Raw genomic sequence first — 20172 nt, forward strand, 5'->3', positions numbered from 1 at the left:
TAACGGAAATTTTTGTTTAGGGAAACTAAGAAAGTAAAGAATGAAGTAAAAAAGACTGACAGGTATATTCACCTCTCAGTCTTTTGTCACATTTCCCAGGAAATATTCAATTTTAGATACCTAGATATTCCTCCAGCGTTAAGCCGCTGTTGTGTACTTTCCCGGCCAGGTCCTTTCCGATATATCGAAAGTGCCAGGACTCATACTGGTAGCCTGTAATTTGTTCTTTACCGGCTGGATAACGCAGAATAAAGCCGTATAAATGTGCGTTTTCTGCCAGCCACTTTGCTTCAGGAGTGTCCTTGAAACTGTCGCTTGCCCAATGTTCTTCCTGACCTTCAGCTCCAATATCAAATCCAAGTCCAGTCTGATGCTCTGAGTACCCCGGTCTTGCACTGAATCTGTCAGCTTCTTCCTGACCATGCTGCGCTACATAGTTGTTGTAAAGGTCTATTTGATAATCATATGACCTGTATGTACTGAATGCGACCAGGCTGTGTCCTGCTGCCGCTGCTGCTTCCTGCATTTCATTATACGATGCACGGGCTTCAGGGTCTTCACCAGGTGCATAACCTGCTGGCAGTGGATATTCTTTATTCGCAATTAATACACCTTTAACATAAGTCGGTTCTTCAATTGTTTCAGGTGTTCTTGGCTCCTGTTCTTCAGCAGGAGGCGTCTCCTCTATATCTTCATCTTCTGCAGGCAATTCTGATTCGTCGTCTGCCGGTTCAGATTCTGATTGTTTGATTTCTTTCACGTCTTCGTCTATATTCCGCTGTTCGTGCTCACTTTGCAGTATTTGTTGTTGTGACGTACCGAATAAGCCTTCAATCGCTTGTTCAGGAGACCAATTATAAGCGCTTAGTGCACCTAATGAAGCGCCGGCAAAAATTGTGACACCTGCACCCAACGCTATCCACCATTTTGTTTTTTTCTTTTTTTGATTATTTTCGAGTCTCATGATGTTCAGGTCCCTTTCTCATTGCGTTTCTTACATTCTCTCAGTTTATCAAAATTCTGCCCATCAATGTAGCAATTCACTTAAAGTCCTTAAATGTTTAACACATTTTAAAAAAGTGAATGATATAAGAGAGTCAAATTTTTTAATAATGAAATGGAGATGAGATTGATGGCAATTTTAACGAGCACTGCAACTGCACAGAATGGTAGAAATGGACATGTTAAATCCTCAGATGATTTAATCCAGCTTGACCTTGCAATGCCAGGTGACGGTCAGGATCCGGAAGGTAAATCCAATCCTGAACAGCTATTTGCAGCCGGCTATTCAGCCTGCTTTGACGGAGCGTTTAATCTCATGGCTAAAAATGCCGGTAAAAAAGTAGAATCCACTACGACTGCACATGTCAGTCTGAATAAAGATGAAAAAGATGATGGTGTGAAAATTTCTGTCAAACTGGACGTTGAAGTAAGCGGCGTATCACAGGACGAAGCAGAAGATCTGTTAAAGAAAGCACATGATTTCTGTCCTTACTCTAAAGCTACGCGCGGCAATATTGACGTTGACCTAGAAGTAAAAGCAGTATAATACAAACGGACTGTCAGTTTCGTCAGCACAAGCTGACTGCTGACAGTCCTTTTTTTGTGGATGAATACTCAAACTGTATACCCTTCGTTCACTCATCAACGCCCCTTAAAATTGTGCTATACTAGCTTTTGGCAAAACTCTTATTTGTCAGATGGGGCGTGAGAAAATGAAGGCACAATCCTGGCTTTCTGTTAACTTCTTTACTTTCTTCTTTACATGGGGAATTTTTCTTCCATATTGGACAGGGTGGCTCGTGTATGAAAAAGAGCTGTCGGTAGCCGCGGCAAGTTCAATTATTGCAGCAGGGTTATTCGCCCGTTCATTTTCAACTTTATTCTTATTTCCGGAACTCAGCAAACGCTTTTCACTGGCGATCTTAATGAAGGCATTGCCCGTGATTTCTACATGTATTCTATTGTTGTTTTTGCCTGTTGATTCTTTCGCAGGGCTAATGCTGGTTATGATTTTATTCAGTTTATTCTATCCCAATATACTTCCGATGATGGAGAGTAATGCTTCCCTGTTAATGCGTACGGACCGTATTCATTACGGAAGAAGCCGTTCGTGGGGTTCTGTTGGTTACACTGTGGGGCTCATCGTTGTTGGACTGGTTACAGCAATCTGGACCGAGTCTTCTATCTTTGCTGTGATGACGGTTGGTTCTGTCATGATGATTGCAGGGGCTTTTCAATATGCACCTGAAGCGCTTCAGGAGAAAGTCAGTCCTAAGCGTGGCAGTTATAAAGCTGTTTTTCAGACTCCGGGTTTTATCCTTGTTATTTCAATTTGTGTATTGATTCAGGGTGCGCACGCCTCTTACTATAATTATGGCTTTATATACCTGCAGGAGCTCAATGTTTCAAATGCGTACATAGGTTTTATTTTAAATATAGCCGTGTTATCTGAAATTGCATTCTTTGCCATTGCAGACCGCTTTTTCAAAGACAGACCTGCAGCATTTATGTTTTTCATCGCTTCAATCGCGGCTGTTGTCCGCTGGGCACTTGTCGGATTGTTTCCGTCGCTTTGGATCTTTTTGTTTACACAGCTATTCCATTCGCTGACATTCGGCCTGGCTCATTATGCCTTCATCCGTTATTTGTACAGATCAGTAGACAAGCAGCTGATTCCGACAGCTCAGGGTGTCTATGCGTCACTCGGAATGGGCCTCAGTGCAGCAGTACTCACACAGGTTGGAGGTCTGCTCTATGATATTGATTCAGGGCTCGCCTTTACAGGAATGAGTATTGCGGTCCTTCCTGCGATCTTGCTGTCAATCATCATGCATCAGAAAAGAATTGCCTGAGACCCCCATAAATCGAAAAAGCCTCCGTATGTTTTAGTAAATAAAATAAACGGAGGCTTTTTTATGAAAAAAGATTCTTCTTTTAATAAAAATCATGTACTTTCTCTTATAGATTCAATCGACCGGCTGGTAGCTGCAAGAAAAAAAGACCGCGCTGCACTTCTGGCATCGCTTGATGAAATTGAAGAAAGACTTGCAACCTGTGATTCCCGTATTAACCAGATTCGCAACGCATAATTAAAAAAGGGGATGGGAGATAAAATGTCTTATCCCTTTTTTAGTAACCGGCTCACTGCGCGCCAGGCGGAAGCTTTCCGCATGGACGGCGGTGAGCCTCCTCGTGCTTCGCACTGTGGGGTCTCACCTGTCCGTCTTCTCATGCCGGAGTCACCGCCTTCTGCTCCGTTCGCCTTAAAGAGTCGAAAATAAGATATCACAAGAAACTAAAAAATTTTAAACTTTTAATCCACTCTATATTTTTACAACTGCTCAATACAAAGCCTGATTCCGGCAGTGAGGTCGTTCTGGGACCAGCTTGGGAGCCTTCTGGATTCGATGGCTATGTCGTGTGAGGCGGGAATGTGAATAAATCCGGATGGGATCTCCCGTCCTTCGTTTTGTATATGATTCAGCATTCGATACATTACGTGGTTACACAAATAGGTGCCCGCAGAGTTTGAAATGCTTGCCGGAAAGCCTTTTTCATTTAAATGAGCGACCATATTGCTTATTGGCAAGGTTGAAAACATTCCATCCTGACCATCCGCAATAATCTTTTCTCCAGAAGGCACATATCCGCTGTTATCCTGCTCGCCATCATTACAATTAATGGCGATACGCTCAGGAGTAATGTGCGTTCGTCCCCCGGCAAGTCCAAGGGAGATGACTGCATCCGGCTTCACCTCTTCATAGAAGTGAATCACCTGATCCCCGGATTGATTGAAATCCACTTTCAGCGTACGTCCAGCGATCTTCCAGCCATTGATCGTTTGTCCATCCAATTCTTTGATGATTTCCATCGTCGGATTCTTTTTAAATTGCAAAAATGGTTCAAAGCCAGTTAATAGTAGTGTTTTCATTTTGTGTACTCCTTTTTGTTCAGCTTACCATTTTATTTCGCCCGACGAAAGAGACGCTCATTTATAATAAAAAAAGCTGCCCTGACAAAATATCAGGTGCAGCTTCATTTAGACTTGCATACCTATTAAGATTCTGTGTCTTCCTCTTCCATGTCACCTTCTGTATCTTCTTCCATATCATCTGTTTCTTCTTCCATGTCGTCACCGGTATCTTCCATATCTTCTTCCATGTCTTCACCAGTGTCTTCCATGTTATCATCTGTGTTTTCATCCATTGGCGCTTCTTCCTCTTCCATACCCGGCTCTGCCGGATCCATTTCTTCTCCGTCATCACCGCATGCTGCCAATACACTTAAACTGAGGATTCCTGCAGCGCCTACTTGCATGAATTTTTTTAATTTCATATTGATTGACTCCTCTCGGGTTGCTTGTATTTGTTCATACTCATTTTTACCCTAAGTGGAGCAATTAAAACGCTTTCAGCACATTACATTTCCATTAAAAAACATTTCAGTTAAATGTCACTTCGTAGAAGGCAGGTAATCATTCACGTGATAGAGCTTCCCATTTTTAAGCTGCTCTTCTAAGAGAATGTTGACAAGTACGCCTCCGACTTCTTCCGGTTTGCGTAACTTCCCTTGCTCCTTGTATTGTTGAAAAGTCTCTACTGCTGCGAATGAATCGGCATTAGTTGATCTGATTTCTTCCTGCATGCCGGTATCCATGATACTTGGGCTATAAGAAATGATTGTATGTCCATGATCTCCCTGTTCAAGTGCTGCTGTTTCTGTGAATAAGTTCAGTGCTGCTTTCGTGCTGCCGTATACACTCCAGCCATGATTCGGCTTCTCTGCTGCGCCGGAAGTTATGTTTACAATGATCAGTTCAAACCCCTGTTGATCTGCCAATTCAAAAGCAAGATTTGCCCACGCAACCGGAGCTGTATAGTTCAGCTTAATGGCTGTTTCTATCGCTGAAGGATCCATACTTCCAACTGTTTCCACCGGCTGGACAGTTCCTGCATTTTGTATGAGGTAAAGTTTTGTTAAATCTGTCTGCTCTTCCGTCCACGACCTGAAAAAGTGAAGCGAATCAGAGAGTGATATCATATCTGTCTGTTTGTGATGGTATAGCTTATTTTCTTTCAGACTGCTGTTTCCTGACCTGGATACGTCAGTTACTTCGATATCACGATTTATTAAATGGCTGACAACCGCTGCGCCAAGCCCTTTGGATCCACCCGTTACAATTGCTTTAATCATGTTCAGTCTCCTTTAATATGAATTATCAGTCTGATTGATCTTCTGATGGACACAGAATTGGAATGTGACTGCCTAACACTTCTACTGTTAAAGGAACATGCGCACCTTCATCTCCATCAACATTTGAAATCAAATCTTCATCAGCATTTACATGGACTTCTTTGGCCTGAAAGTAGGTGACGTTCTCATCTTCTTCAAGTTCACCTTTGACTAAAGCTGTCATAATGGTAATCAGCTTGTACAGCGGTACATCTTTAATAATAAAGCAGTGCAGCTGACCGTCATTCACTTCTGCATCAGGCGCAAGTTTTTCAAATCCTCCGACCGAATTTGTCAGTGCCATTAAAAATAATAGAGCTTTGCCTTCCCATTTTTGACCGTCATATGTAATATCTGCTTCAAACGGTTCTTTTTCACGGATCGTTTTAAAACCTTCGATCATGTATGCAAGCGGTCCTAATTTTGTTTTCTGCTCTACCGATACGCCAAAAGTTGCTTCTGCAATACCACCAAGCGCAATAATATTCATAAAGTACCTGTCGTTAATGCGACCAATATCCACTCGTTTTGTTTCTGCAGTTTTTAATTGCTGAATCGCTTCTTCAGGATCCATCGAAATGTTCAGCGCACGCGCAAAGTCATTGACTGTGCCCAGTGGTACGATCCCCAATGAAGGCTGGTATTCCTTTTTTGCAAGGCCGGTGATGGTTTCATTCAGTGTACCGTCCCCACCCATTGACACAACAGTATCAAACCGCTCTTCGCATGCCTGTTCAGCAAACTTTGTTGCATCATCTTCTTTTTCTGTTTCTTTTAAAGTAATTTCATATTCCATTTCCTTTAGCACATTCAGCACTGACTCCTTGTGATCCAGTGCCTCTTCTTTGCCGGAAGAAGGATTTAAAATTAACATTGCCTTTTTCATCTTTTCAGCCTCCCTGATTGTGAACGTTATCTCTATATCTTTCCTTTTTTCAGCCATGACGAAACCGTTTTGTTCACGTATAATGAATATTGTTGATTTAACCAACTTAAAAGGAGCATGCTATTTATGTTTGACTGGAGAAATATATTCCGCGGAATGGCGATGGGCGCTAGTGATGTTGTCCCGGGCGTCAGCGGAGGTACGATTGCCGTTCTTCTTGGCATTTATGATCAGTTTATCAACGCCTTGAGCGGTATTACGACAAGAGAATGGAAAAAACACTTACCTTTTCTTGTGATGCTCGGAACTGGCATCCTGATTTCAATTATCGCACTCAGTAACCTGATAGAATGGCTGCTTGAAGTTCATCCTCAGCCTACATATTTCTTTTTTATCGGGCTGATTGGAGGAATTCTCCCTTTCTTACTGAGAGAATCAAATGCAAAAGAAAATTTTAAATTGAAACATATTTTAATGCTTTTAACCGGTGCGGTTATTGTTCTGGTTATCGGCTTTATGAATCCTTCCGAGGAAGGCGCGATTATTACGAATTTAAATGTGCCAAATATGATTCTTCTGTTCGCTGCAGGTATACTGGCAAGTTCTGCGATGATGCTTCCCGGCATCAGCGGATCTTTTCTGCTTCTTGTTATTGGCGTATATAATACGGCGATTTCAGCAGTCAGCAACTTTAACATCCCGGTCATTGCCCTGATTGGCGCGGGGGTTGCGTTTGGTTTTGTGTTCAGCAGTAAAGCCATCCGTTTCCTGCTGAACCGTTATCCGATCATGATGTATGCCTTCATCATCGGACTGGTGTTCGGCTCTTTATTCGTCGTCTATCCAGGTTTATCACTGGCAGTCGGAAACGTCATCATTTGTGCAATCACGACTGCAGCTGGCTTTTATGCAGCAGTATTGCTTGGCAGAAGCAGTTGATTAAAGGACCTCTTCCTATTTTGGATGGGGTCCTTTTTGAAACTTATGTACGTCTGATACGTATAATGTAGTACGCAGTTTCAGAAAGGAGCATGATCATGCATTCATCAGAAGACCGCTTAGTCGCCGCACTGATTTACTTTACAAGTCTAGTTACATTCATCGTCGGACCGCTCATTCTGTGGTTCATTAAAAAAGATGCCCCCTTCGTCAGGGAGCACGGTTATGCTTATTTGAATTTTGCTGTCAGCTACTTTCTGTATCAGGCCGCGGCAGGATTTTTCTACTTTATTGGCATTGGTTTTGTTATTAACTCAGTTCTGACAGTATTATGGGTTATTTTCGCAATCATTGCCGGGTTGTACGCATTAAAAGGCAGTGTTTTCCGAATCCCGCTCGTCATAAGGTTTTTTACACCTGATTAACTGACTACTCAAGTCTTGCAAGCTTTTGAGCCAGTTCTCTCGCTTCAGCCTTTGATTCTTCAAGAATTTTATCTGCCATATCAGGGTACTGGCTCATCCCTTCGCAGACAACTGAATCGTACTCTTTGATTCCGAGAAAACGCATGACTTCACGCAGGTAGTCCTCTGAGAAGTTCAGGCCGGTACCTTTATAAACACCGCCCACTGATTCGATATGAACAGCACGCTTCCCTTCAATCAAACCTTCCTGTCCATTTGCCGTATAGCGGAATGTTTTGCCAGGAATACAGAGTGAATCAATATAAGTTTTTACTCTTGGCGGGAATAACAAATTCCAGAATGGCGTAATAAACACATATAAATCAGCAGCTAAAAACTGATCCAGTACATCGTCCATTTTTTTCACTTTCTCTTTTTCAATCTCAGTGAAAGCTTCACCCGTGCGATGCTTTCCCCACGATCCCAGTACATCCTCATCGATTTCCTGCAAGTCCATTTCATATAAATGAGCGTACTCAACTTCTACACCATTTTCGGCTTTTTTTAATTCTTCTATAAATGTATCCGCTATTTCTTCACTAACCGATTTTTTAGTTCTTGGATTTGCATTAATGTACAATACTTTCATCATAATTCCTCCCTCAACCGAAATTTTCTTCTTCCTCTATTTTAAGCGATAATCAGAATGTTGCCACTTTTCCGCACTCATATTGTATAAAATCAGACCTTTAGCGGAGAAAGTGAATACATAACATACTTATATATCAACTAATAGTGCCCCAATGATCAATCTGCCGTATAATATAAATTAATACGCACCATATAAGATATTTATTATATTTGAACAGCACACCACAGAGAAGGGTTTGATAGCCATGGTTAGAATTGAGTCTTACGAAAAACAGCCACCTTTACTAAAAGAAGTGACCGTTACACTACATTACCATCGCTACGACAATGACTATGAAGGATGGAATCTGTGGGTGTGGCTTGAAGGCGAAGCCGGACAAATGGCTGAGTTTTCGGGCGAAGACAGTTATGGTAAAACGGCTGTTTTTTCTATACAGAGTACTGAGGAAATAAAGCGTGTGGGTTTTATCATCCGAAAAAGCACAGCTGAAAATGACTGGGCCGGTAAGCGTTTTGATGACAGGTTCATTACCTCTTTCGACAGCTCAGGCCAGGCTGAAGTCTGGTTAATGCAGGGAATGGAGCGTATTTATGAAAACCTGAATGATGTCATGGTGTTTCCAGGTATTATCAGTGCAAAAATTGATAAGTGGGATGAGATCTCTGTTCTGACCAACCTTTCATTTGACTGGGAACACGACAATTTGAATGTGTCGCTTGATGGGGCTGAAGTCAAAAACATCCGGGTGGAAAAAGACCATGCAGGCTCTGACCTTGCTAATAGATTGATTATCAAAACGAAGAATAGATTATCTTTAACAAAAAATTATCAGGTGAATATATCACATTTCGGTTATTGTGATGTTACTTTCGGTGATATCATGCGCACAAAGAAATTTGATCAGACTTTTGAATACAATGGTTTTTTAGGCGCTCAATATTCGCCTGACCATACACTTTTCAGCTTCTGGTCACCTTCTGCACAGCAGGCAGAAATTAAACTTTTTATGAATGATGAGGTTTTTTTGTACAAAATGCAACAGGCTGAACGCGGAGCATGGCAGATCGACCTCCCCGGTAATTGGGAAGGTGCGCACTATGTATATCGCGTCCGCATTGGGAAGGAATGGCGTGAAACGCAGGATCCTTATGCAAAGGCAGTCAGTGTGAATGGACTGCGCAGTGCAGTCGTGGACCTTCAGCATACAAACCCTGTTTCATGGAAGCCTTTTAAAAGGACACTTGAATCACCGGTTGATGCTGTCATTTACGAAATGCATATTCGCGATGCAACCATACACCAGGACAGCGGCAGTTTCAGCAAAGGCAAATATCTCGGGCTCGCTGAAGAAGGCACTGTCACTGAACACGGATTTTCAACAGGGCTCGACTATTTATCAGAGCTCGGCGTAACCCATATCCAGCTGCTGCCTATCTATGATTACTGGACAGTTGATGAAACAAAGCTTGATCAGCCTCAATATAATTGGGGCTATGATCCAAAACATTTCAATGCGCCCGAAGGTTCCTATTCGACTGATCCATACAATCCGGCTTTGCGAATTAAAGAGCTGAAAACACTGATTCAGGCCATTCACGATCGGGGTATGAGCGTGATTATGGATGTCGTCTACAATCATGTTTATGATGTAAGCAGATCTCCATTTCATCAGCTCGTGCCAGGCTATTATTTCCGTTACACCCGCAGCGGTAAACTCTCAAATGGTACAGGAGTAGGAAATGACACAGCTTCAGAACGGGCAATGATGAGACGTTTCATTGTTGATTCTCTTGTTCACTGGGCAACTGAATATCAAATTGATGGGTTCAGATTTGATTTGATGGGTATTCATGACGTCGAAACAATGAATGCTGCAAGAAAAGCGCTTAATGACATTGACCCTGCAATTATTATGCTTGGTGAAGGCTGGGATTTACAAACCTCTCTGCCGGACCATTTAAAAGCAAACCAATTTCAGGCTGATCAAATGACAGGAGTTGCTCACTTCAATGATGCACTGCGTGACCATTTGAAAGGCAATACTTTTTCGAAGCAGGACAGTGGTTTTATAAATGGCAGCCTCGGAATGAGATACCACTTACTTCAGGGTGTATCTGCAGGCATGAAGGTTCCTTATGACCGGAAGACTTTTATTTCACCCGAACAGGTGGTTAATTATGCAGAAGCGCATGATAATCACACATTATGGGATAAATTGTGCTTCACAACTCCAAATGCTTCAATGAGTGATCATAAAAGAATGCATCGTCTGGCAACATCCATCATTCTTTTATCTCAGGGTGTTCCGTTCCTGCATGCCGGTCAGGAATTTATGAGAACAAAGTTCGGTGTTGAAAACAGCTACCGCTCCCCTGATGAGATCAATCAACTCGATTGGCATCGACGTGAAGAGTTCAATCAAACGATCAATTTTGTCAAAGGCTTAATTGAACTCAGACGGACACACGCTGCTTTCAGAATGAGAACAAAGCAAGACATTATTGACTGCATGCACTTTCATCCAACTGACGAAAGACTGATTGCATATGACCTGATGGCCAAAGAAGGTTCTTATGAGCGTTTCACTGTCATACACAATGCACATGGAACTCCCGTCAAGTTTCATCTCGAATCCGAAGGACCCTGGCATATACTTTCGGATGGCATACATGCATCCAGTAAACCGCTTAGTATATCAAGATCAGACATGATTGAAGTCAGCCGCTACAGCACATACGTACTCGCTCTTCCGTTTAGATCAGAGAAAGTAAGGGAATAAACATACTATCTGAATGCGAAGGGTAGATGATGTTATGCTTTATATTCTTGCAATATTTCTGCCGCCTCTAGCGGTATTATTTACCGGCAGATTTGGTTCATTCCTGCTGAATATTCTATTGACGATTCTCGGATATATTCCAGGCCTTATCCATGCGGTGATCGTCGTAAGGGATGAAAAACATAAAAAAGACATGGACCGTTACATGAAAAAATCATAGAAAAAAGATGTCGGAATGCCCGGCATCTTTTTTCTTTCAGGAGTGATATGATGAAAGATCCATTTTCTTTAACCAGTGATGTCAAGCAGGAAATGACAACCCACATTCAAACCTACTTTTCCAATGAACACGATGAAGAAATAGGTCAACTCAAAGCTACTCTTCTCCTTGATTTTTTTCTGAAAGAAATTGCACCGGCAGTCTACAATCAAGGTGTGACCGATGCGCACAAGTTTATTGAAGAAAAACTTGAAGATGTCTTTACGATACAAAAGTAATACAGCTAACTTCTTTACAAATCCCGAGTAGCCTTATACGATATAACTAGTTAGACATTTTATTTAAAGGAGTTAATCCTATGGAATACGATAAACAGCAGATTAATCGCTTAAAACGTGCTGAAGGTCAGATCAAAGGTATTTTGCGTATGATGGAAGAAGGCAAGGACTGCAGAGATGTGGTCACTCAGCTTTCAGCTACACGAACTGCGCTGGACCGCACAATCGGTTTAATTGTCGCACGAAACCTTGAAGAGTGTTTACGAAACGCTGAAAAAGATGGAGATTCTGCAGATTATATTAATGAAGCAGTTCAGCTGCTTGTAAAATCCAGATAAAAAAAGCTGTCCAACTTGTGGACAGCTTTTTTCATATACAAACTGCCACATCAGCAGTTTTATGCGCCGGTTTTAATCCGGTCCTTGTACCGGGCAATGCTTTTTTCAACGCTAAGTACCAGCTGTTTTTCCTTGCGTTTCTCGACCCATTTGGATGCAAGAGAATGAAGAAACATCAGCCCGATAAATGGAACAATGCTTATGTAAATAAAGTGAGACGCTCCCTGGAAGATCTCCTGGAGAATTAACCACCAGTAACCGATATAAATGATGGTGAAAGTAAGATTAATGGGTCCTTCTCCTGACGACCTGCTTCTTTTTTTGCGCATTCATTCACCTGCTCTGTCATAAAAGATAGTCTAATCCTATCATAATTTTTCAGAAAATTCATTTCCTTCTCTATAAAAAATTCCCTCTTAAAAGTAAAGCCACTGAAGAAGTCTCAAAAAAGGGACCGGTTCATTTACGCTCCAGGCGTATGCTTTCCGGATCGGTGGACCGTTTTGTGGTCCGATATGGCCTCCTCACCTTCGGTTGCGGGGTCTCAGCCTTCCCGCTAATCGTCCCGGAGTCCACGCCTTCCGCTACAATGAACCTAAGTTTCTACAAAATTTAATGTAATGTATAAAAAGAAGATGATGCTCAGAAAACTGAGAGCACCATCTTCTTTTCTTTTGCTTACAATAGAAAAATTCTACATTTTTCAGCGGCTAACTTACAGGAGATATAAAGTTTTTATTGAACAGCAGATTGAAATACCTGATCCAGATATTGAATGCTTCCACTCAGCGAAATCAACAGCATGATCATCATCACAACAGAAATGAGCAGAAGGACTGCATACATAATATCTTTCACCCTGTATCCCTCTTCTTTTCTATTTTGATAGACGGGGATCACACGCTGTAGCAAATACACCGCAAAAATCCCAAGCGTCAGCGCAAGCACCCATGACTGAATCGCCTTGTTCACTTCTTCCTGGTACAACACGTAGCTCAGTGTATTATTGTCCGTCACTTGAACAGTCACATCTTCTTTCACAAACATGCCCCGCTCCAGCGTCATTTCCTGTGAGTTTTCTTCATAAATATAGCCATAGCCGCCCGGATATACATTCAAAGTCACTGCCAGTGTGATCAGCAGGATTATAATAATGTTGGCGCCGGCTGTGAACCAAAACGATCGATTACTTTTCATTTATTAATGCCCTCCGCTTTAAATCAGCTATTGTTTATTCTATCAGACTGTACTCACGATCGTAAGTGAAAGCGATTTTTTTGCAAAATTACAGAAATTTCACCCTATTTCAAGCGTTTTATAGTAGAATACATAAGTACTAATGGGGTATACATCAATTAAATACATGTAGTATTTAAAGAATTGGCTCATCTGATGTATAATTGGTTGCAGTCCGTTACAAATTAATTTTTTAAGAATATGGGGTGCTGATATGACACAGGCTATTGTAGGACAGAAAGTTAAATTTAACCGTCACGGTTTTGATATCACTGGTGAAGTGACAAAGATTCTCGAACGATCTGTGATTGTAAGTATTTCAGAAGAGGACGCTTTACTATTAGATTACGGTACAAACTTCACTGTCGTCTCACATGAAAATTATAAAGTTGTTGAGAAGGCTTAGCACTTAACCAGCAAAAAGCTCCTGTCATGCCGACAGGAGCTTTTGTTCTGTTAAGCTATAAGCTGTGTGTAAAATTTCTGCTGAAGCGTATTGTTCCGGATCAAAGTTAAGCATTAATATAAATATTAGAATAATCATTACAATGACCAGCGCAACAATTGCGATTACACTTTTTTTGCCACTCATTTACTTTCACTCTTTTCTGTCTGATCTAATGTTAAAAGCATGTCCACATGCGGAATGTCATCCTCTAAATACTCTTCAGACGTTTCTTTAAATCCAAACGAAGCGTAGAAATTCCGTAAATATGTCTGACCTTGAAGCATAATTTCCTTAGTACCCCATTGACCTTTCATTATGTCGATCGATTTCTGCACAAGTTTCCGTCCAAGCTGACGGTTCCTGAACTCTTCTAATACAATGACTCTTCCGATAGAAGCTTTCTCATATTTCGTCCCTGCTTCCATCAACCTTGCATAAGCGGCAAGCTTTCCGTCAATTTTAAGCTGAAGATGCCACGAAGCCGGATCATTTCCGTCAACTTCGTGATAAGCACATGACTGCTCTACAACAAAGATATCAACCCTCGCTTTCAAAATATCGTGAAGTTCAATTGCTGTCAGTTGTTCAAATTCTTTCAGTTCCCAATGCATTGTTAGCCCCCATTCTTCTTTCTCATCTAAGTTCATTATAATAGAATGGAAAGAGAAATTCACATTATGGGAGGGTTTTCAGATGGGTACTGCAGCAGATTGGATTTTTCAAGTACTGTTTGGTATTGGCATTTTATTTACCATCAGCTTTGGTGTGATCATCATGCTTCTTTTACAAAAAAAGAACCCTAACCGCCGTAAATACGACGATTAGAGTTTTTTTACTTATCCAAATCAAGTGATTGTGGTGCCTCTCCTGAATTCATCAGGCGAATAGATGTCGGTTCTATTTCCAGCACTACATATTTCGGATCATCCTTACCATCAAACCAGTTGGAAAAGCGTTCATTCCAAAGCTTATCTTTTATTTCCTTAGAATCGCGGATCACAGCAGTCCCCTCAACTTCCACATAAGAGTCTGCATAACCGTCACCTTCATATCCTAAAAGAACGTGTACAAAAGGATTTTCTTCTACTTCTTCCGCTTTATGCGTATCAATACTCGTTGGCGTATGAAGTATATATCCCTCGTTATAAAAAGTCATATACCGTGAGTGCGGACGATTATTTTTAACCGTTGCCAGTGTTCCGGTTTTATTATTTTCCAATACATTTAAAATATGATCTTTCAGCTCTTTCTGGTTCATGAATACTCCACTCCTTCATTTGGTCATGTTATTAGTATTTCCACAAATGGTGGAGTTGAAAACATATTGATGTTTTCGACACTGTGGGGACGGAGGTTAAAGTGTCATTTCATGACACTTTAACCTCCGTCCCCACAGTGCACATAGAAAAAACGCTCTGCCGGCAGCAGAGCGTTTGTGAATTATTCAGATAAGAAGTATTCTTCGATGTCATCAAGCATGGCATTTGCCGCAAGGACGCCGCCTGCTGTGTTCCAGATTGTATCGCTTACTTCGTGAATGTTACCTTGCTGAACGACCTCTAGGTTTTGGAACAATGGATCATTCAGCCAGTCTTCAGCGTTCTGATTAGCCTCTCCATCACCTGTTTCGTATGTGAAGTAGAATAGTACGTCACCTTCCATTGCCTCTACCCGCTCTTTCGTAACACCGTTTTCTGAGAAGTCATCAACATCCTGCTCAGGTGGACGGGCAAAGCCGAGCTGATCTAAAATGATGCCTGAGAATGAATCTTTATGATAAATACGCGTATCTCCTGCCAGGAAGCGCACCATTGAAATTTCTTTTTCAAGATGCCCGCCTTCTTCAAGCTGTCCGCTCAACTCATCCACACGGCTTTCAAAATCAGCCATGACCTGTTCGCCTTCATCAGACTTGTTCAGCGCTTCAGCGTAAAGTTCAAAGTTTTCCTGCCAGTCACCTTTTAATGTTTCTGACATGACAGTTGGTGCAATTGCTTCAAGCTGCTCGTACACTGCTTCCTGACGAAGCTTCGTTCCGATAATTAAATCCGGATCCAGTGCAGCAATCGCTTCAACGTTCACTTCACTTTCAGTTCCAACTACTTCTACACCATCCATCTGGTCAGAAATATGATCATACCAGGGGTCGCCAGTCCACGATTGAACTGCTCCAACAGGTGTTACATCCATTGATAATAGCGCTTCTGTTCCTTCATTTGTCAGGATTACGACTTTTTCAGGTGTTCCTTCAATTTCAGCCGTTCCCATTGCATGTTCTACTGTATATGTTTCTTCAGCAGTTTCTTCTCCCGAGTCAGCCGTCTCTTCATCTGAAGAACCGCCGCACGCAGCCAGAATAAGTGCCGCTACGCTCATCATTAAAAATAATAAACTGAATTTCTTCATTGTATACGCCCCTTAACCTTATATTGATAATGGTTCTCACTAACTGTTTAAGCATAATCAACAAAGGCTTTTGTGTCAACATCTAAATGAAAACCATTTTCATTAAACAGTTTCTTCGTTATAATAGACCTACTTGTGGTCAGGAAGGATCTTTCATCATGAAATCATCAAAACTCTTTACGCTATTCTCAATTTCAGGCGCATTTATCGTGATGCTGCTGCTGTTGTTTGCCAGCGTGCGGTTTGGTTATCAGCAAACCTCACTTCAGCAGATTATTCAGTCCTTTACAGCGTTTGACGGTTCAAATGCCCATCTTATTATACAGAGTGTCAGAGTGCCCAGAGCACTCATTGCAGCGGCAGTCGGAGCAGCACTCGCAGTATCAGGTGTGCTGATGCAGACACTGACGAAAAACCCGCTGGCGTCTCCCAGTATATTCGGTGTGAACGCAGGAGCGGGGCTTGCGGTCGTGATTGGCGTCACGATTTTAAATGTCAGTTCGCTCCATACATTTGCAATCCTTGCTTTTATAGGTGCAGCAGTCGCAATTACTGCTGTTTTCGCATTAGGTTCACTGGATCAAAGAGGATTGTCTCCACTGCAGCTGACATTGGCTGGCGCAGCACTGTCGGCTCTTTTCGCTTCAGTGACACAAGGTCTTCTCGTATTGAATGAGTCAGCTTTGGAATCAGTGATGTTCTGGCTTGCAGGATCTATTCAGGGCAGGGACCTGGCGCTATTACAGACAGCCCTTCCATATCTGGCTGCCGGCTTTATCATTGCACTGGTATTCTCCAGATCCTTTAACATTTTAGCAATGGGCGATGATGTGGCAAATGGACTTGGTGTCAAAACGGGACCTTTGAAAATATGGATCGGTGTGATCGTTGTCCTTCTTGCCGGCGGAGCAGTTTCAGTTGCCGGACCGATCGGATTTATCGGTATTATGATTCCCCACCTGGCGAGAAAATGGATCGGCGTCGATCACAGAACTCTTTTACCGATGTCTGCATTACTCGGCGCAATTCTATTACTCGCTGCTGATATCGCTGCAAGGTATGTCATTATGCCGCAGGAAATCCCTGTAGGTGTCATGACTGCAATCATCGGGACACCAATCTTTATATATATTGCTAGAAAGGTGGGGTCTTCACAATGAGTCGTTTTAAACCCGTCCGTCTTGGTAAAAGAGGACCTTCCTTTCTTATTGATAAACGTACGACGATCAGTATGCTGATTGCATTGGTTGTCGTAATTGGTGCATTTCTCATCAGTCTTGGCTTAGGGGAAGTATGGGTTCCGCCACAGGATATTATCAAAGTATTCTTTGGAGCAGGTGAGCCGCTGAATGAGCTGGTGATCAAAGAGTTCAGACTTCCGCGTGTGCTGATTTCACTGCTGGTCGGGATCGCACTCGCAGTAGCAGGTGCATTGCTGCAGGGAATGGTCAGAAATCCGCTCGCATCACCCGATGTCATCGGAATTTCAGGTGGCGCCAGCGTATTTGTTGTCGGGTTTCTTGTATTATTCAGTGATTCGAACGGGGCACTGTCTGTATCGATACAATGGTTACCGGTAGCAGCTTTTCTCGGTGCTTTCATTGCAGCCGTACTTGTTTATGTTTTCTCATGGAAAAATGGTCTCTCTCCAATCCGGCTTGTGCTGATCGGGATTGGTCTTTCATTGTTTGCCAATGCGGTTACGACAATGCTGATGCTGATTGGACCAATCTATCGTGCAAGTCAGGCAAATATATGGATTACCGGTTCAGTAAATGGCTCGACGTGGAGTCAGGTCTGGATTCTGCTTCCATGGGTCAGCGTACTATTATTGGCCGCACTATTCATGGCACGTCACCTGAATCTTCTCGAACTGGGGGATGACATCAGCACCTCTATGGGCTCAATCGTGTCAAAACAGCGTATATTGATCCTTTTGATCAGCACTGGACTCGTAGGCGGCTCTGTCGCATTTGCAGGCGGTATCGGCTTTGTAGGGCTCATGGCACCTCACCTTGCTAGGAAACTGATTGGTTCATCCTTCGGCTCTCTTATCCCGATGTCAGCTCTAATCGGTGCAGGACTTGTCATGCTGGCTGACTTAATGGGCCGTTTGATTGCTGCACCGCTCGAAATACCAGCAGGTGTTTTCACAGCAGCTATAGGTGCACCTTACTTTATCTATCTATTATTTAAGGAAAGGGGCAAAAAATAGTGAAACAAAATGAACTTTTTTCATATATAGAAGACGCTTTCCCTGTCAGATTCAGTGAAACTGAACTGGGTACGGAATGGAACCTTTCAGAATGGTCCGATCCTGATACCGCTGCAGATGACATTGCGTACATCCAGCAGCTTCAGGAAGCACCAAAGCTGATGGTGGCCGGTTCACTTTCAATGAAGCGAACAGCCTTTACACTCGTCAGTGTACTGCTTGCACATTATAAAAGCGGTGAAAATTGGGACCTGGCTTCTTCTGATGTCAAGCTCGTGCACGATCAGGATGCTCCTTTTCAAATCGGTGTACACTTGAGCGGGATACGTTCTTACGAAGAGGATCTTGAATGGGATGAATTACTGCGCAAACTGTACTTCGATTGGGTCAAACCATTGATCCTGTCAGTTGAAAAAGCCGGGAAAGTAAAGCAGATTGTGCTTTGGGAAAACTTCTTTATTTATTTGAGATGGTTTTATAAAAGCCTGGCACCTGAGTTACAAGGACTCGAGCAGCGTGACTGGGACGCTCATTGGCAGCAGATTGTCACTGAGGATTTCTTTGGAGAGGATGAACTTAATCCATTCTCACATCTGGATGCATTCAAAGCGAAGCGGGAACTTGAGGATGCACGTGTTCGCAGTACGTGCTGTTATAAATACATGCTGCCCGGTAAGAAAAATTGCCGGACTTGCTGTCTGATTAAAGAATAAGGAAAAACGCGCTGTTCCTCACTCGGGAACAGCGCGTTTTGTGATTATAAAGGTCTCATCTCATCATCTGAATGCGTATAAGGATCTTCTACTACTTTCGGCTTGCGCGCGAAGCACATGATACCTGCAATCAGGAATAAGAGTGCCGGCAGCCATCCTAAGAGAAGCGTACCCAATCCTACAACCAGTGCACTTGCAATGAGTAATCCGCCTGCAAGCTTTGGTTTTTTGTTGCGTTTCATTGCGAATAATGAGATTAAGCTTAAAATTGTACTGATAATAACGACTACATTAAAGAATACGCCCAGGTTTTCAAACCAGCCTGCTATCACCGAAGGGTCTATCCCTGCATCAGCCAAAGCCGGGTCATTTTGAAATTCCCTCTCAATTTCCTCCTGCATGGCCGGATCGTTAAATAATGCACTCATAATAAATACACCGATCATCATTAAAATATTGACGACGATACCAATAATCGTCAATACACCTTCTGCTGTTCTTTTCATCTGATTACCTCCCAGTAATGTAATATGTATGATTTCCTTATCCCCTTCTTTACGAAATCTTACACATAAAGGTTTCAACTTTTATAGCAGATTTAATATTTCTTTCAAACGGCTAACAGTCTGATCAGGTGAACCTTCACCTTTCCCCGGCACAACTGACGCGTCATGCTGAATCCAGACACTATGTATACCCATTCTATTTGCTCCGAGAATATCTGTTTTCAAATTGTCTCCAACCATCCATACGTCTTGTGCAGATTGATTCGTTACTCTCAGGGCATGCTCAAAGATTGCCTGACCCGGCTTTCCTTCTCCTATGTTCCCTGATATCACAATGTGATCAAAGTAAGAAACCAACTCAGGTGTAATACGCAGTTTTTCCAGCTGAAGTGAAGGAGCGCCGTTTGTAATAATGGAAAGTTTAATTCCTCTACCTTTCAATTCCTTTAATACATCAAGCGTTTCTTCATATAAAAATGGAGAATTTTTTCTGTGTGCAATGAAACACTTCCTCAGCACGTTGCCTGATTGATCAATACCACATGAGCGTAAAGCTGTCTCCCACACGCTGTTTTGAAATTGTTCAATCTCTGCTCCCATTTCCCTGAATTGATGATGGATCGGGTCTCCGAAACTTCCCCACAGTCCTTCAAATGGATTAATGCCAATCATTTTTGTGAAATCGTAAAACGAATACTTCTGATAAAGCTGCGGTGCTGCTTTTTTTACTTCAGCAAGCAGTTCATCCGGGTTTGCCCCATATAAATCTTCAGCATCCTTCACTGTTTTTTCAAGCGCGGTTTCAATGCTCTTTTTATCCCATAAAAGTGTATCATCAAGATCGAAAAAGATTGCAGATGGCATATCGTCAGCTCCAGTTCAGTTAGATTGTAATATTGTCACAAAATTCGGTGGAT

At 42.3% G+C, this 20172-nt stretch carries 28 protein-coding genes; 14 read left to right on the forward strand and 14 right to left on the reverse strand.

Annotated elements, in window-relative coordinates; genetic code table 11:
* Positions 1–112: 112 nt before the first annotated feature.
* Positions 113–964 carry a M15 family metallopeptidase gene (locus E2626_RS05375; RefSeq protein ID WP_134380519.1) on the reverse strand — a complete coding sequence of 284 codons (852 nt, stop codon included), beginning with the start codon at positions 962–964 and terminating at the stop codon, positions 113–115.
* 168 nt (positions 965–1132) lie between these two features.
* Here E2626_RS05375 and E2626_RS05380 point away from each other — a divergent pair, with 168 nt between their 5' ends.
* The 3 genes from E2626_RS05380 to E2626_RS17170 all read left to right on the forward strand — a co-directional run bounded on the left by E2626_RS05380 (position 1133) and on the right by E2626_RS17170 (position 3092).
* Positions 1133–1549, forward strand: coding sequence for an organic hydroperoxide resistance protein (locus tag E2626_RS05380; protein ID WP_134380522.1), 417 nt, complete (start codon positions 1133–1135; stop codon positions 1547–1549).
* Between the two features lie 166 nt (positions 1550–1715).
* Positions 1716–2855, forward strand: coding sequence for an MFS transporter (locus E2626_RS05385; protein WP_134381116.1), 1140 nt, complete (start codon positions 1716–1718; stop codon positions 2853–2855).
* Positions 2856–2918: 63 nt separating this feature from the next.
* Positions 2919–3092, forward strand: coding sequence for a hypothetical protein (locus tag E2626_RS17170; RefSeq protein ID WP_166786746.1), 174 nt, complete (start codon positions 2919–2921; stop codon positions 3090–3092).
* A 242-nt stretch (positions 3093–3334) separates the two neighbouring features.
* Here E2626_RS17170 and E2626_RS05390 read toward each other — a convergent pair whose 3' ends face one another.
* From E2626_RS05390 to E2626_RS05405, 4 genes are all read right to left on the reverse strand, one after another.
* The gene (locus tag E2626_RS05390; RefSeq protein ID WP_134380525.1) at positions 3335–3934 is read right to left on the reverse strand and encodes a pyroglutamyl-peptidase I; all 600 of its coding nucleotides are present in this window, start codon (positions 3932–3934) and stop codon (positions 3335–3337) included.
* A 125-nt stretch (positions 3935–4059) separates the two neighbouring features.
* The gene (locus E2626_RS05395; RefSeq protein WP_244094249.1) at positions 4060–4338 is read right to left on the reverse strand and encodes a DNA primase; all 279 of its coding nucleotides are present in this window, start codon (positions 4336–4338) and stop codon (positions 4060–4062) included.
* 117 nt (positions 4339–4455) lie between these two features.
* Positions 4456–5196 (reverse strand): SDR family NAD(P)-dependent oxidoreductase, encoded by a 741-nt coding sequence (locus E2626_RS05400; protein WP_134380528.1) that lies wholly within the window; start codon positions 5194–5196, stop codon positions 4456–4458.
* A 25-nt stretch (positions 5197–5221) separates the two neighbouring features.
* Positions 5222–6121, reverse strand: a complete 900-nt coding sequence (locus E2626_RS05405; protein WP_134380531.1) for a diacylglycerol/lipid kinase family protein — start codon at positions 6119–6121, stop codon at positions 5222–5224.
* 126 nt (positions 6122–6247) lie between these two features.
* On the opposite strand from E2626_RS05405, the gene E2626_RS05410 reads away from it, so the two are divergent.
* Together E2626_RS05410 and E2626_RS05415 are read left to right on the forward strand one after the other, a co-directional pair.
* Complete coding sequence (locus tag E2626_RS05410) at positions 6248–7060, forward strand: DUF368 domain-containing protein (protein WP_134380534.1); 813 nt, start codon at positions 6248–6250, stop codon at positions 7058–7060.
* 98 nt (positions 7061–7158) lie between these two features.
* Positions 7159–7485: a DUF4870 domain-containing protein gene (locus E2626_RS05415; RefSeq protein WP_166786747.1), complete on the forward strand. Its 327-nt coding sequence runs from the start codon at positions 7159–7161 to the stop codon at positions 7483–7485.
* A gap of 4 nt (positions 7486–7489) precedes the next feature.
* Here the strand turns inward: E2626_RS05415 and E2626_RS05420 are convergent, their stop codons facing one another.
* Entirely contained in the window at positions 7490–8113 is a 624-nt protein-coding gene (locus tag E2626_RS05420; protein WP_166786748.1) for an FMN-dependent NADH-azoreductase, read from the reverse strand.
* A gap of 247 nt (positions 8114–8360) precedes the next feature.
* Here E2626_RS05420 and pulA point away from each other — a divergent pair, with 247 nt between their 5' ends.
* From pulA to E2626_RS05440, 4 genes are all read left to right on the forward strand, one after another.
* The gene (gene pulA, locus E2626_RS05425; RefSeq protein ID WP_134380543.1) at positions 8361–10895 is read left to right on the forward strand and encodes a type I pullulanase; all 2535 of its coding nucleotides are present in this window, start codon (positions 8361–8363) and stop codon (positions 10893–10895) included.
* Between the two features lie 34 nt (positions 10896–10929).
* On the forward strand, positions 10930–11115 hold the full coding sequence (locus E2626_RS05430; RefSeq protein ID WP_134381118.1) for a YqaE/Pmp3 family membrane protein: 186 nt from the start codon (positions 10930–10932) through the stop codon (positions 11113–11115).
* Positions 11116–11165: 50 nt separating this feature from the next.
* A complete protein-coding gene (locus tag E2626_RS05435; RefSeq protein WP_134380546.1) occupies positions 11166–11393 on the forward strand; it encodes a DUF2164 domain-containing protein in 228 nt (75 codons plus the stop codon).
* A gap of 80 nt (positions 11394–11473) precedes the next feature.
* Positions 11474–11731 (forward strand): metal-sensitive transcriptional regulator, encoded by a 258-nt coding sequence (locus E2626_RS05440; protein WP_134380549.1) that lies wholly within the window; start codon positions 11474–11476, stop codon positions 11729–11731.
* 59 nt (positions 11732–11790) lie between these two features.
* Here the strand turns inward: E2626_RS05440 and E2626_RS05445 are convergent, their stop codons facing one another.
* Both E2626_RS05445 and E2626_RS05450 read right to left on the reverse strand, forming a co-directional pair.
* Complete coding sequence (locus tag E2626_RS05445) at positions 11791–12060, reverse strand: hypothetical protein (RefSeq protein WP_134380552.1); 270 nt, start codon at positions 12058–12060, stop codon at positions 11791–11793.
* 406 nt (positions 12061–12466) lie between these two features.
* Positions 12467–12928 (reverse strand): hypothetical protein, encoded by a 462-nt coding sequence (locus E2626_RS05450; RefSeq protein WP_134380555.1) that lies wholly within the window; start codon positions 12926–12928, stop codon positions 12467–12469.
* Positions 12929–13181: 253 nt separating this feature from the next.
* Between E2626_RS05450 and E2626_RS05455 the strand changes: the two genes are divergently transcribed.
* The gene (locus E2626_RS05455; protein ID WP_134380558.1) at positions 13182–13373 is read left to right on the forward strand and encodes a DUF2187 family protein; all 192 of its coding nucleotides are present in this window, start codon (positions 13182–13184) and stop codon (positions 13371–13373) included.
* Positions 13374–13397: 24 nt separating this feature from the next.
* Here the strand turns inward: E2626_RS05455 and E2626_RS17175 are convergent, their stop codons facing one another.
* Both E2626_RS17175 and E2626_RS05460 read right to left on the reverse strand, forming a co-directional pair.
* Positions 13398–13559 (reverse strand): hypothetical protein, encoded by a 162-nt coding sequence (locus tag E2626_RS17175; RefSeq protein WP_166786749.1) that lies wholly within the window; start codon positions 13557–13559, stop codon positions 13398–13400.
* Positions 13556–14026 carry a GNAT family N-acetyltransferase gene (locus E2626_RS05460; RefSeq protein ID WP_134381119.1) on the reverse strand — a complete coding sequence of 157 codons (471 nt, stop codon included), beginning with the start codon at positions 14024–14026 and terminating at the stop codon, positions 13556–13558. Before E2626_RS05460 ends, E2626_RS17175 begins: the two co-directional genes overlap by 4 nt.
* 82 nt (positions 14027–14108) lie before the next feature.
* Between E2626_RS05460 and E2626_RS17440 the strand changes: the two genes are divergently transcribed.
* Positions 14109–14240, forward strand: a complete 132-nt coding sequence (locus E2626_RS17440; RefSeq protein ID WP_279587254.1) for a hypothetical protein — start codon at positions 14109–14111, stop codon at positions 14238–14240.
* A gap of 7 nt (positions 14241–14247) precedes the next feature.
* On the opposite strand, the gene E2626_RS05465 is transcribed toward E2626_RS17440, so the two are convergent.
* Both E2626_RS05465 and E2626_RS05470 read right to left on the reverse strand, forming a co-directional pair.
* Positions 14248–14673 carry a pyridoxamine 5'-phosphate oxidase family protein gene (locus E2626_RS05465; RefSeq protein WP_134380561.1) on the reverse strand — a complete coding sequence of 142 codons (426 nt, stop codon included), beginning with the start codon at positions 14671–14673 and terminating at the stop codon, positions 14248–14250.
* Between the two features lie 182 nt (positions 14674–14855).
* Positions 14856–15821 carry an ABC transporter substrate-binding protein gene (locus E2626_RS05470; RefSeq protein ID WP_134380564.1) on the reverse strand — a complete coding sequence of 322 codons (966 nt, stop codon included), beginning with the start codon at positions 15819–15821 and terminating at the stop codon, positions 14856–14858.
* Positions 15822–15979: 158 nt separating this feature from the next.
* Between E2626_RS05470 and E2626_RS05475 the strand changes: the two genes are divergently transcribed.
* From E2626_RS05475 to E2626_RS05485, 3 genes are read left to right on the forward strand one after another with little or no spacing between them, the layout of a single operon-like run.
* Positions 15980–16981 carry a FecCD family ABC transporter permease gene (locus E2626_RS05475; protein ID WP_134380567.1) on the forward strand — a complete coding sequence of 334 codons (1002 nt, stop codon included), beginning with the start codon at positions 15980–15982 and terminating at the stop codon, positions 16979–16981.
* Entirely contained in the window at positions 16978–18036 is a 1059-nt protein-coding gene (locus E2626_RS05480) for a FecCD family ABC transporter permease (RefSeq protein ID WP_134380570.1), read from the forward strand. The genes E2626_RS05475 and E2626_RS05480 overlap by 4 nt, the downstream gene beginning before the upstream one ends.
* The gene (locus E2626_RS05485; protein WP_134380573.1) at positions 18036–18749 is read left to right on the forward strand and encodes a hypothetical protein; all 714 of its coding nucleotides are present in this window, start codon (positions 18036–18038) and stop codon (positions 18747–18749) included. Before E2626_RS05480 ends, E2626_RS05485 begins: the two co-directional genes overlap by 1 nt.
* 44 nt (positions 18750–18793) lie before the next feature.
* On the opposite strand, the gene E2626_RS05490 is transcribed toward E2626_RS05485, so the two are convergent.
* Both E2626_RS05490 and E2626_RS05495 read right to left on the reverse strand, forming a co-directional pair.
* A complete protein-coding gene (locus E2626_RS05490; RefSeq protein WP_134380576.1) occupies positions 18794–19255 on the reverse strand; it encodes a DUF4064 domain-containing protein in 462 nt (153 codons plus the stop codon).
* An 81-nt stretch (positions 19256–19336) separates the two neighbouring features.
* Positions 19337–20119, reverse strand: a complete 783-nt coding sequence (locus E2626_RS05495; RefSeq protein ID WP_134380579.1) for an HAD family hydrolase — start codon at positions 20117–20119, stop codon at positions 19337–19339.
* Positions 20120–20172 lie beyond the last annotated feature (53 nt).

This window comes from Jeotgalibacillus salarius, assembly GCF_004405125.1.
Taxonomy (GTDB): domain Bacteria; phylum Bacillota; class Bacilli; order Bacillales; family Jeotgalibacillaceae; genus Jeotgalibacillus; species Jeotgalibacillus salarius.